The organism is Arcobacter sp. F2176 (genome assembly GCF_004116465.1).
Classification (GTDB): Bacteria; Campylobacterota; Campylobacteria; order Campylobacterales; family Arcobacteraceae; genus Arcobacter; species Arcobacter siniprincipis.
The window spans coordinates 31,039-43,379 of the sequence record NZ_PDJV01000008.1 but is presented as its reverse complement, the minus strand read 5'-3'; the positions used below and the strand labels follow the sequence as shown (position 1 = coordinate 43,379).

The following is a 12,341-nucleotide window of genomic DNA, read 5'->3' as shown; positions in this document are numbered from 1 at the left end:
ATAATTTTTTGTTAAAAAGAGTATTGAATGTTAAGTCTTCCTACCATTCCTGTACCTTCACCTTTTGTTTCTAATGTACCATATCTTACATATGTAACTAGGTTTTTAGACATTTTGTATTTTACTTGTCCAAAAATATTTGTTAAATCTTTTGCATCAGCTCGTGAATGTGATCCATAATCAGCAGTAGAATAATATAATCCTAAATTAACTTTTGGTGACACATCTACATTTCCACTAATATATGTATATGCTGCATCTGCATCATTTGAAGCAGTAATTCTCCATGCATAATCCATATTTGTTTTTGCACTTGTGTCTATAGAAACATTACCTCCTTCTTTATCTGTCTCACCATATGCAGCAAAGGCAGAGAATATTCCTTTTCTTGCCATTAATCCTAATTGCCATAAACTATTATCTTTACTACTATTATCTAAATCTAGTGAAGTATATCTACCAAATGGAGATAAATTCACTCCTGAAATATCATAACTTCCACTAAATCCAACAGTATAAGTATCAAAAGTATCACTTAAATTTGCATATCCAACATCTAAAATTAAACCTGCAAATGAACTTGTTGCTCCAACCATAATAAAGTCTTCTGAACCATTTATTCCCGTAATACCATTCCATGTACTTATTTCAGCGTTATTAAAATTTGTTTGATTAAAGTACGCACCTGTAAAAGTCACATAATCAGTAGTATAAACTGAATATATCCCCGACCCAGTATTCTCATCACCTAATACATCTCTTGATGTAGTCCACGGAGAAACAATAGCTTGTTTTCCAACTGTAACAGATAGGTTTTTAACACCTAAATAAGTAAAATTAATCTCAGAAAGTTTAACATCAATACTTTTATCAGATTGGTTTCCTGTATTACTTGCAAAGTTTTCTGCTAAAAATCTTGTATTAACTTTTATATCATCATTTGCTTTTGTAGATAAATTTAAAGCTGCTTTATGAAAGTTTTGAGTTTTACCTGCACCTTTATCGGTTTCATAATCATTGTATCTATATCCAATAGTTCCAGAGATATCCACATTTTTAATGGCTTCTGCTAAATCTTTTGCATTTGCAATTGAAGAAAGACAAATAAGAGATGTCACTAAACTTAGTTTTAAAATTTTTGTAGTCATTATAATTTATATCCTTTTTGCGACTTAGTCGCAAGTAATTTTTTGAAATTCTAGTTTAGTAATCTTATATTAACATTAAGTAAAATAACTAATTTTTCAGTATGTATATAGTTTAATTAGGAATAAAAGTATATTTTTGTTTTAAAATAAATAAGTGTAGTTTTTATTTAGTATGTTTTAGCGCATGTGGATTTATAATCTTCATAATAAAACACTAAAAAATGAAGTTATATAGTTAGATAAACTAAAAAAGGATTAATATAAATAAACCCTCCAGAGGGGTTTATTTAAAGTTTTTATTAAAAAGAGTATTGAATGTTAAGTCTTCCTACCATTCCTGTACCTTCACTTTTTGTTTCTAATGTACCATATCTTACATATGTAACTAGGTTTTTAGACATTTTGTATTTTACTTGTCCAAAAATATTTGTTAAATCTTTTGCATCAGCTCGTGAATGTGATCCATAATCAGCATTAGAGTAAAATAACCCTAAATTAACTTTTTTTGTTACATCTACATCTCCACCAATGTATGTATATGCTGCATCTGCATCATTTGAAGCAGTAACTCTCCATGCATAATCCATGTTAGTTTTTGCACTTGAATCTATAGATACTTTTCCACCTTCTTTATCTGTTTCACCATATGCAGCAAATACAGAAAAGATTCCTTTACTTGCCGATAATCCTAATTGCCATAAACTATTATCTTGACTACTGTTATCCAAATCCAATGAAGTATATCTTGCAAAAGGAGATATATTTACCCCTGAAATATCATAGCTTCCAGCAAGTCCAACAGTATAAGTATCAAAAGTATCACTTAAATCAGCATATGCAACATCTAAAGTTAAACCTGCAAATGAACTTGTTACTCCAACCATTGTAAAGTTTTCTGAACCATCTATTCCTGTAATACCATTCCATGTACTAATATCTGCTGTATTAAAATTTGTTTGATTAAAGTACGCACCTGTAAAAGTCACATAATCAGTAGTATAAACTGAATATATCCCCGAACCAGTATTCTCATCACCTAATGAATCTCTTGATATAGTCCATGGAGAAACAACTGCTTGTTTTCCAACTGTAACAGATAAGTTTTCAGAACCTAAATATGTAAAATTTGCTTCTGAAAGCTCAACATCGACATTTTTATTAGCCTCATTCCCTGTGTTACTTGCAAAGTCTTCTGCTAAAAACCTTGTACTAACTTTTATGTCATCATTCACTTTTGTAGATAAATTTAATGCTGCTTTATAAAAGTTTTCAGTCTTTCCTGCACTTTTATCTGATTCATAATCATTGTATCTATAAGAAATAGTTCCAGATACATCTACATTTTCAATAGCTTCTGATAAATTCTTTCCACTTGCACTTGAAGAAAGAATAACAAGTGCACCAATTAAACTTAATTTTGGAATATTTACTCTCATTACGATCCTTGTGGTAATATAATATTGTTATTAGTATTAAAAGTATAATGAAAAATCGTTAAATTATGGTTAATATTTAGACAATTTTCTTAATTCAAAAGAATTTATCCATTTTGTAATGTCTTTTCTTCTATTTCTAATTAAGCTAAGTTAAAAAAAATAAAAAATTATTATAAATAAATATTAGATTATATGGTTCTAAAAATACATAAGCTAATATAAAAATTATATTCTCCTAACGACAAGATGATTATAATAAAAAACTTTTTACAGGAATATTTATGAAATCACTGTTTTTAAAAACAACAATTATATTATTTATTATTTTTTTCTTGGTAGGTTGTCAAGAAAAAAGAAAAAATGAAAATATAAATAATAATCAATTAGTATATGCAAGTACAAAAGATATTAGAAATATCAACCCCCATTTATATGCAGGTGAAATGTCTGCACAAAATATGGTTTTTGAATCATTAGTTATAAATACAAAAGATGGAATAAAACCTAATCTTGCAGAAAGATGGGAGATAAGTAACAAAGGTAAAAAATATACTTTTTATTTGAGAAAAGATGTTTTCTTTTCAGATGGAACAATCTTTGATGCAAATATCGCAAAAAAAAATATTGATGCTGTATTATCAAATAGAGCAAGACATGCATGGCTTGAATTAGTAAATGAAATAGATGCAACAAAAGTAATTGCTCCCTATATACTTGAAATAACTCTTAAAAATCCTTATTATCCAACTTTGATAGAATTTGCTATGACAAGACCATTTCGTTTTATATCTTCAAAATGTTTTATTAATAATGAGACAAAGAATGGAATAAGTTGTTATAGTGGAACAGGTCCATGGATATTAAAAGAACATAAAAAAAATGCATATGCATTATTTGTTAGAAATTCAAATTATTGGGCAAATAAGCCAAAACTAGAGAAAGTTAAATTTAGAGTAATTCCAGATCATCAAGCTATTTTATTAGCATTAGAAAAAAATGAAGTTGATTTGATATTTGGTGCGGATGGAGATATGATTGATTTAAATGCATTTTCAATGTTAGAAAAAGAAAATAAATATGCAACATTATTAAGCGATCCTGTTGCATCAAGAGCAATATTATTAAATACAAAACAACCCATAACAAAAGATTTGAAAGTAAGAGAAGCATTACAATATGCGATCAATAAACAAGCTATTGTAAAGGGAATATTAAATGGTTCAGAAAGCATAGCACACTCACTTTTTGCTCCTACTACTGCTTATTCTAATATACAACTAGATGCAAAAAAGTACAATCCTTTAAAAGCAAAGGAAATATTAGATGAAGCTGGTTGGAAGTTAAATAACAATGAATTAATTAGAACAAAAAATAATAAAAAATTAGTATTAAGACTTTATTTTAATGCAAACAATGCACAAGAAAAAACTATAAGTGAATATATTCAAAGCAATCTAAAAGATATAGGAATTGATTTAAAAATTATAGGAGAAGAAAAACAATCTTTCTTAGATAGACAAAAAAGTGGTGATTTTGATTTACAATATTCTCTTTCATGGGGTGTTCCATATGATCCACAATCTTATATCTCTTCATGGAGAATGGCTGCACATGGAGATTATCAAGCCCAATTAGGACTTAGTAAAAAAGCATGGTTAGACAAACAAATCAAAGCAGTTTTAATTGAACCAAACAAAACAACTAGAGAAAAAATGTATACACAACTATTGGAATATATTCATAAGCAAAGTGTTTATATACCATTGAGTTATTCAAGAACAAAAGCAGTATTTAATACAAGAGTTAAAGGTGTTACTTTTAATCTTTCTCAATATGAAATACCATTTGAAAAAATGCATATTGATAATAAGAGATAAATGAAGAGATTAATATTTAAACGACTTTTACTTTTGATTCCTTTAGTACTTGGGGTTTCACTGATTTGCTTTACTTTGATAAATTTAAATCCAAGTAACCCAGCAGAAGTTACTCTTAGAGTTAATAATATCACACCAACAAATGAAGCGATATTAGAAATGCAAAAAGAATTAGGGTTAGATAAACCTTTATATCAAAGATATATTTATTGGTTAAAAGATATCTTAAAAGCAGACTTTGGAAATAGTTATGAAACAAAAGAACCTGTTTTAAATGAGATTTTACAAGCATTTCCAACAACACTATATTTAACATTTTGTTCTTTATTTTTAATAATTACTGTAGGTTTTTCAATTGGTGTTATATGTGCAATATATGAGGGTCATTGGATTGATAGAACACTCAGAATATTTACTTTTGTATGTACATCAGTTCCTAGCTTTTGGTTTGCATTATTATTGATTTGGCTATTTTCAATAAAATTTGACTTACTACCAACAGGGGGATTAGAAGATATAAATAGTATTATTTTACCTTCAATTACACTTGCAATTTCATATATTGGAACATTCATAAGAATAATGAGAAACTCACTAGTACAAATAAAACAATCACTTTTTATCTCATATGCAAAAGCAAGAGGATTAAAAAAGCATGTTATTTTAAAACACCAAATAAGAAATGCATTACAACCTTTTATTATTGCTTTAAATATGTCTATTCCTAGACTTTTAGCAGGTACTGTGATTGTAGAAAATATCTTTGGACTTCCTGGTGTTGGAAGACTCTGTATACAAGCTATTTTTAATCGTGATTATCCAATGATTCAAGCATATATACTTTTTATGGCAGTATTATTTATTTTATTTAACTTATTTGCAGATATTTGGGTACAAATAAGAGATCCTAGATTAAGAAGATGCCAATGAAAAAGAACTTTTGGAATAAACTTTTAAAAGATCCAATTGCACTTATTAGTTTAAGTATTATACTAATTGTGATGATTCTTGGTATATTTGCACCTTTTGTTGCACCAAATAATCCATATGATGTAAACTTAAGTAATAAACTTCTTTCATATAGTCTAAAATACCCTTTTGGAACAGACCATTTAGGAAGATGCATAGCCTCAAGATTGATATATGGTATTAGAACTACACTATTTTTTGCCCTAATTGCAATGGTAATTACTGTTTTTTTGGGTTTAATATTTGGTCTTCTTGCAAGTTTTTTTAAAAGTTGTGAAACAATTATCTTAAGAGCCTGCGATATAATGCTTTCTTTTCCAAGTGAATTAATGATGCTTGCAATTATTGGAATAATGGGAACAGGTATTGAAAATATTATTATTGCTACGATTATTGCTAAAGTAGGTTGGTACACAAGAATGACATATACTTTTTCTCTTAAATATACTAATCAAAATTATATTTTATTTTCACGCCTTTTAGGAAATCCATCAAGAACAATATTAAGAAAACATTTATTTCCTTTGCTATTAGGAGATATTGCAATGTTATCAACACTAAATATTGGAGCTGTTATATTAAGTATTTCAGCATTGTCTTTTTTAGGTTTGGGCGTTCAAGCACCAGCATGCGAATGGGGTGTTATGTTAAATGAAGCAAAAAATGTGATGAGTATTGCTCCTTATCAAATGCTTCCTTCTGGAATAATGATACTTATTGTAGTTGCAGCTTTCAATTTTTTAGGTGATAGTATTCGTGATGCACTTGATCCAAATTTTTATATAGAAAATAAAGAGCAATTATGAGTTTTTTTGAAGTAAGACAACTAAATATAATAAATAAAAAAACAAATACATTATTATTAAATAATCTTAGTTTTAAGATAAATGAAAATGAAGTTTTAGGAATCGTAGGAGAAAGTGGAAGCGGAAAATCTTTAATGTGCAAAGCAATTTTAGGAATTTTACCAGAGTTCTTAAAATTAGAGGGAAGTATAAAACTAAATAACAAAGAGATACTAAACACTTCATCAAATCATAAAAATAAAATATCAATAATACTACAAGAAGCGATGAATGCATTTGATCCACTTTATACTATTGGTGAGCATATGATGGAAAGTTTACATACAAAAAAAAATAAAAAACAAGCAAAACAAAAATGTTTAATGCATTTAGAAGATATGGGATTAAAGAATGTAACTCAAATATTTAAAAGTTATGCACATGAGCTAAGTGGTGGTCAATTACAGCGTATTATGATAGCAATTGCATTTTCTCAAGACTCATCTTTAATTATTGCAGATGAACCAACTTCATCACTTGATTGTCTTAATCAAAAACAAATAGTTGATTTATTTAAAAAATTAAAACATAAGAAAAAAACACTTATATTTGTATCCCATGATCTAGCCATTATTTCTCAACTTGCAAATAAGGTTTTAGTTATGAAAGATGGTTCTTGTATCGAATATGCAGATACAAAAACTATTTTTACAAATCCACAAAATGACTTTACAGCTTATCTTTTAAAAACAAGATTTGAACTCTCTCAAAGGTTTATAAAATGCTTCAATTAAAAAATATAAATAAAAGTTATAAAAAAGATTTAATTTTAAATGATATAAATCTAAAGATAAACAAAAATAGCACAATGGGACTTGTAGGAGAGAGTGGAAGTGGGAAAACAACCCTTGCAAAATTAATATTAGGTTTAGAAAATCCATCTAATGGAGAAATATATATAAATAATATTCCTTTATCAAAATGGCAAAAAATAAATAAAGGGAAAATGAGTATAGTTTTTCAAGATTATAGAAGTTCAATAAATCCACATTTTTGCATTGAAGAAGCACTTCAAGAACCATTATGGGGAAAAACAAAACTTTCAAAGGATGAAATAAAAAAGATTCTAAAACAAGTTGAATTATCTGAAAATATACTTTTTAAATATCCCCATGAACTTAGTGGAGGACAATTACAGCGAGTATGTATTGCTAGAGCACTTATTTTAAAGCCAAAATTTTTAGTATTTGATGAAGCATTAAGTGCCTTAGATGTTTCTACTCAAGTACAAATAATACATTTATTACAAAAAATAAAAGAGCAATATGAATTAACATATTTGATTATTACTCATGATTTAGAACTTGCAAGTTCTTTATGTGATGAGATTACAATCTTAAAAGATGGAAATATTATCGAGATTATAAATTCAAAATATTTAAACAAAGTTAATCATTCATATACAAAAGCACTTTTAGATGCAGTAATACCATTAAAAGTCTTTTCTAAGGAAATAAAAAATGATAAATAAAAGAAAAATCCATTTTAAACAAGTTGATAAACTATCAGAAACAAAAGCAAAACAATTTATAATAAAAGAGTATTCAAAACATTATCTAAATCGAATCTCAAAAACACAATATAACATTTTATATCAAAAAATGGGTATTTTACTTTCAGATACCCTAAGAAATGCATTTTTTATTGCATATAATGAAAACCATAAGATAATTGGTGCAATTAGTGTTTCATTTTACGATAATCGTATAGATAAACTAAAAAAAAGATACCAAAATAAGAATATCGCTGAAATTGGACGATGTTATGTAAATGAAGAATATAGAAGATGTGGAATAGGTTCAGAATTATTTGAATTAGCAAAAAGTTTTGCACATAATAAATCATATGAAAAATTATATTTGCATACTCATTATTTTTTACCAGGAGGTTATCACTTTTGGCAGAAAATGGGTTTTAGTATTACATTAGATGAAAAGAACAACTTGCAAACTGTTCATATGGAAAGAAATATAAGAAAAATCACAAGATTGATCAAAGAAATAAAGAGATTGTAATAAAAAGGCTAAGCCCAAATAGCCTTTACCTTTTATTTTTAGATACATATACTAAAACATATTATCTATTTTTATACTATCTCTTCCGTGAAACTCTTTTTCATCTGCATCTGAAACTATTCTTTTTGATATGATATCTGTTTGCCTCGCAACTTCATTTGTATTTTGAGCAATTGAAGCATTTTCTTGAGTTTGTTTATCCAAAGAGGCAACTGTTTGTGTTATTTGTGAGATTCCTGTTTGTTGTTCTTTTGAAGAGGTAGAAACCATTTGAATCAGCTCCATTGTATTATTAATATTAGAACTTAATTTCGTATAACCATCAATCATAGTATCTGCAATATTTTTCCCCTCATTTGCTTTTAAATTTGCATTTTCAACTAAATTTTTAATCTCTTTTGCTGCTTCTGTTGATCTATTTGCTAAGTTTCTTACTTCTTGTGCAACTACTGCGAATCCTTTTCCAGCTTCTCCAGCAGTTGCTGCTTCAACAGCTGCATTAAGAGATAAAATATTTGTTTGGAAAGCTATTTGGTCTATCACTGTTATCGCTTCATTTATAGCTGTTACTTGAGAATTTATTTCATCCATAGCTAAAGTTGTTTTTTTAGCTAGTTCTTCTCCTTTTTCAACAGAGTCATTTACCTCTTGAGAATAATCAGCCATTTTTTGTACATTTTCATTATTTGACATAAGATTACTATTTATCTCTTCCAAAGCAGCAGATGTCTCTTCAATAGAAGCAGCAGCAGAGTTTGTATTTTTTGATAAAATAGCAACACTTTCAATCAATATATCAGAACTTTGATCAAGTTTCATACCATTTGTTTTATTATCAATCAACATATTTGTTATAGAATCACCTAAATTATTAACACCATTCGCTAGTTGTAATAACTGCTCTTTAAGACCTGTTGTACTTACTTTTTCTAAGTAGTGATAGTTTGTATATTTGTCTAATACACTTAAGATATTATTGATATTCAGCTCAAGATTATCTGCCATCTTATTTAGTACACTTTTTAATTGACTTAATGATGGATTTAAAGAATCAGATTGAATTCTTTTATTTAAATCACCTTTTTCAAATCCAGATAAAACATTTACAATTTCATCTATCAATTCTCTATCTTTTTCAATTCCTACTTTTGTTCTATTGATATTTTCATTTACAACTTTTGACATTTTACCAAGTTCATCTTCACTACTATCATCCAAATAATCAATTTGTTTTGTCTCATTATTTAGATATTTGAAAAATGAAATTATCCCATTTTCAAAGTTTTTAAGGGGTTTCAAAATAGTATTTCTTAAAAAAGTTATTGATATACCTATTATTACAATTAGAACTATTGCAGATATAATCATTAAGGTAATATTTAAATTAAAAATATCTTTTAAAGCTTCATCTTCTTGTATTTGAGAAATAATTGCCCATTGTTTATCAAATACTTTTATTCCTGTATAAGCAGTAAGTACATCATTACCTTTGTTATCAACTGTAATGCCTGCTCCTGTTTTATTTTTTAGTGCTTGATTTACTAAATCATTTTTAATTTCATATAAGGAAATAGTTGTATTAGCACTTTTCACACTTTTATTATCTATATTTTTAATAAATCGGTGATTACTTCTCATCTTATAATCACTTCCTAATAGATAACTAATTCCTGTATCTCCTAACCCTGACTCCTCATACTTTCCTTCAAAATTCATAATTTTATCTATAGAAGCGGGTGATAACTCTATGATTAAATTTCCCACTCTTCTATTTTCGCTATTAAAAACAGGTGATGCTAAAAAAGATGCAGGCATGTTATAACTTGGCTCAAAAGGTTTAAAATCAGAAAAAGCAACTTTCCCTTTTTCGAGTTTATATGCTTTTTCATTTACTTTTGCTAATGCACTTTTTGAATAAACTCCCTCTTTCAAGTTTGTACCAAAATCTTTTTCTTTAGCAGTTGTATAAACCACATTTCCCATCATATCAACTAAAACAACATCATACAGTGAAAATTTTTCTAATAAGGTATTAAATGTAGGATGAAATCTCATGTGAGCAAAAGTGTAGTTATTAAGGAATAAAGTTGTTTGACTCATCTTATTTTTTTCGCCAATTTTAGCTTCATTTTTTATGATATAAATATATTGAGCCATAAGTCCATTTTTGTTTTTAGGTAAATACTCTTCAAGAGCTCTTTTTTTAGGAATATTTGGTAAATCAAAATTAATCTTATTTATATATGAATTTTTATAGTGTTCCAAAACTTCTTTTTTTACTTCATCTATATTTTCAACATCATTTCCAATAGTATAAAATCCTCTTATGAGATTTTTCATTGCATCTTGGGTAGAAGCCGAGTTTGCAGTAGATAGCAATAATCCTTCAATTGTTTTAAAGTAATCAGAGATATGTTGTTTTTTAGCAGAAACAATTGATTTTAACTGATTTAATTTTTCATTTTCAGTATTTGTTGTACTTTTATACGCCGTAATTACCAAAATAATTGAAGAAAGTAAAACCAAGCTTATTATAATAAGACTTATAAGTTTAAAATTGATTGTCAGTTTTTTCATCTTTTGTAATCCTTTTAACCTGTAATTATTTGTTTTGGGCTAATTATTACTAAAGACTGTATTCAAATAGTATCTTTATGATTTTTTTTTGTTATTTATTATTTATAAGAAGAGATTATAAGAGAATTTTTGAGGCCAAGTTCAAGTGAACTTAGCCAATTTTTAAAATAGCATATCACTACTCGAGTCTTTATCTTTTGATTTTAATTTATCCATTTTAAATTTCAAATAAGAAGTATTAATATTATGAAACCCAACATTTTTTGAGAAGTCTTCTTTTTTAGTTATTTGATTTATAATCATCTCCATAGATTCAATATTTTTTATCTCTAACTCTTCCTCAAGTTCTCCATAAGTACTCATCAGAGAATCAAATGCAAAGTGATAATTATATGCCAAAGAGCCCTTATCATTAAGAAGTTTTTTTATAAAAACCCATCTATCAAAAATTATAGACCAAGCCTTTTTTTGCTCAGTTGTTGCACATAGATTTGAAACAATTTCTTTCCATTTAAATAGAGCAAAATATGCTTGATGACTAACCCATAACTCTCTTATCCACCAATCTTGATATTTTGGAAAGCCAGAAAAGGTTTTTATTTTTACTTCTGGAACTTTTATCTCTTTTAACTTTTTAAGTTCATTATTAAGACTTTTTATAATAGATTCAAGTTCTTTTATCTCTTCTTTATCACTATTTTCTTCGGATTGTTTTTGCTTCAACAGCTCCTCTTTTTCTTTTAAAGAGGTAGTGAACTTTTCTCTTTTTGCATTTATTTCATTTACCACTGCTTCTTTTTTTTGTAAAGCTCTTTCATTATCAAATTCAATATTATCTATTATATTTGAACTTAATACATAAAAATGAAGAACAACAATTGGAAGAAAAAAATCAATAGTTGAGAGTTCTTGTATATTTTTTTCATCTATTTGGTCTTTTATTGCTTTAAACTCACTTTTTATGTCTTCCAATTTATTACTAATATCATTTAAATCACCAAGACCCAATTCTATCGATTTCGTAGCCATTTCAAATAGTTCTTTATCTTCAAAATTAACATCTATAGGTAGTTCTTCTATTATTCTTAAAGCTTCTAATTTTTTATCATTACTTTGTTCAACATTTAACTTTATTCGAGAAGGTTGTGCATCAAAATACTTCTTTCTTTCAGCAAGGAAAACGAGTCTTTCTTTCTCTTCTAATTCTTTTCCCTCAATTGATTGAAGTTGTTCTAGCATTTTTTTATATTTTTCCACAAGCTCTGTTGCTATTTCTAGAGAGTTTTCAGAGGAGGCAAAAGCCATACGAGAGAGTTTATTAATCCCCGCTTCATGATTTTTTATTTGTTGTTTTTGTAAATCTATTTTTCTTTCATTTTCTTTTATCAGTGCTTCTAAAGCAACAATGCTTTCCATTTTAAACATCCTTTAAGAACATTACATAAAATTATTCTATCTAATTTATGATGAAAGA

The 12,341-nt window shown here is 27.3% G+C and carries 10 protein-coding genes; 6 read left to right on the top strand and 4 right to left on the bottom strand.

Annotated features, from left to right (window positions below; all coding sequences use genetic code 11):
* Nucleotides 1-11 precede the first annotated feature (11 nt).
* Both CRU95_RS08850 and CRU95_RS08845 read right to left on the bottom strand, forming a co-directional pair.
* Nucleotides 12-1,148, bottom strand: coding sequence for a major outer membrane protein (locus CRU95_RS08850; RefSeq protein WP_129100781.1), 1,137 nt, complete (start codon nt 1,146-1,148; stop codon nt 12-14).
* A gap of 299 nt (nt 1,149-1,447) precedes the next feature.
* Nucleotides 1,448-2,584, bottom strand: a complete 1,137-nt coding sequence (locus CRU95_RS08845; protein WP_129100780.1) for a porin — start codon at nt 2,582-2,584, stop codon at nt 1,448-1,450.
* A 281-nt stretch (nt 2,585-2,865) separates the two neighbouring features.
* On the opposite strand from CRU95_RS08845, the gene nikA reads away from it, so the two are divergent.
* Genes nikA through CRU95_RS08815 form a run of 6 tightly spaced genes read left to right on the top strand, consistent with a single transcriptional unit; the run spans nt 2,866 to nt 8,290 of the window.
* The gene (gene nikA / locus CRU95_RS08840) at nt 2,866-4,461 is read left to right on the top strand and encodes a nickel ABC transporter substrate-binding protein (RefSeq protein WP_129100779.1); all 1,596 of its coding nucleotides are present in this window, start codon (nt 2,866-2,868) and stop codon (nt 4,459-4,461) included.
* Nucleotides 4,462-5,391 (top strand): nickel/cobalt ABC transporter permease, encoded by a 930-nt coding sequence (opp1B, locus tag CRU95_RS08835; RefSeq protein WP_129100778.1) that lies wholly within the window; start codon nt 4,462-4,464, stop codon nt 5,389-5,391.
* Nucleotides 5,388-6,236 (top strand): nickel/cobalt ABC transporter permease, encoded by an 849-nt coding sequence (opp1C, locus tag CRU95_RS08830; RefSeq protein WP_129100777.1) that lies wholly within the window; start codon nt 5,388-5,390, stop codon nt 6,234-6,236. Before opp1B ends, opp1C begins: the two co-directional genes overlap by 4 nt.
* Nucleotides 6,233-7,009 (top strand): ABC transporter ATP-binding protein, encoded by a 777-nt coding sequence (locus tag CRU95_RS08825; RefSeq protein ID WP_129100776.1) that lies wholly within the window; start codon nt 6,233-6,235, stop codon nt 7,007-7,009. Before opp1C ends, CRU95_RS08825 begins: the two co-directional genes overlap by 4 nt.
* Nucleotides 6,997-7,746, top strand: coding sequence for an ABC transporter ATP-binding protein (locus tag CRU95_RS08820; protein ID WP_129100775.1), 750 nt, complete (start codon nt 6,997-6,999; stop codon nt 7,744-7,746). Before CRU95_RS08825 ends, CRU95_RS08820 begins: the two co-directional genes overlap by 13 nt.
* The gene (locus tag CRU95_RS08815) at nt 7,736-8,290 is read left to right on the top strand and encodes a GNAT family N-acetyltransferase (protein ID WP_129100774.1); all 555 of its coding nucleotides are present in this window, start codon (nt 7,736-7,738) and stop codon (nt 8,288-8,290) included. Before CRU95_RS08820 ends, CRU95_RS08815 begins: the two co-directional genes overlap by 11 nt.
* A gap of 51 nt (nt 8,291-8,341) precedes the next feature.
* Here CRU95_RS08815 and CRU95_RS08810 read toward each other — a convergent pair whose 3' ends face one another.
* A complete protein-coding gene (locus tag CRU95_RS08810) occupies nt 8,342-10,867 on the bottom strand; it encodes a methyl-accepting chemotaxis protein (RefSeq protein WP_258238666.1) in 2,526 nt (841 codons plus the stop codon).
* 162 nt (nt 10,868-11,029) lie between these two features.
* Nucleotides 11,030-12,283, bottom strand: coding sequence for a hypothetical protein (locus CRU95_RS08805; RefSeq protein ID WP_129100773.1), 1,254 nt, complete (start codon nt 12,281-12,283; stop codon nt 11,030-11,032).
* Nucleotides 12,284-12,341: the final 58 nt, after the last annotated feature.

Bases quoted from the DNA above. Each gene is read 5' to 3' on its own strand.
- CRU95_RS08850 (WP_129100781.1), bottom strand. From the start codon at position 1,148: ATGACTACAAAAATTTTAAAACTAAGTTTAGTGACATCTCTTATTTGT.
- CRU95_RS08845 (WP_129100780.1), bottom strand. From the start codon at position 2,584: ATGAGAGTAAATATTCCAAAATTAAGTTTAATTGGTGCACTTGTTATT.
- nikA (WP_129100779.1), top strand. From the start codon at position 2,866: ATGAAATCACTGTTTTTAAAAACAACAATTATATTATTTATTATTTTT.
- opp1B (WP_129100778.1), top strand. From the start codon at position 4,462: ATGAAGAGATTAATATTTAAACGACTTTTACTTTTGATTCCTTTAGTA.
- opp1C (WP_129100777.1), top strand. From the start codon at position 5,388: ATGAAAAAGAACTTTTGGAATAAACTTTTAAAAGATCCAATTGCACTT.
- CRU95_RS08825 (WP_129100776.1), top strand. From the start codon at position 6,233: ATGAGTTTTTTTGAAGTAAGACAACTAAATATAATAAATAAAAAAACA.
- CRU95_RS08820 (WP_129100775.1), top strand. From the start codon at position 6,997: ATGCTTCAATTAAAAAATATAAATAAAAGTTATAAAAAAGATTTAATT.
- CRU95_RS08815 (WP_129100774.1), top strand. From the start codon at position 7,736: ATGATAAATAAAAGAAAAATCCATTTTAAACAAGTTGATAAACTATCA.
- CRU95_RS08810 (WP_258238666.1), bottom strand. From the start codon at position 10,867: ATGAAAAAACTGACAATCAATTTTAAACTTATAAGTCTTATTATAATA.
- CRU95_RS08805 (WP_129100773.1), bottom strand. From the start codon at position 12,283: ATGGAAAGCATTGTTGCTTTAGAAGCACTGATAAAAGAAAATGAAAGA.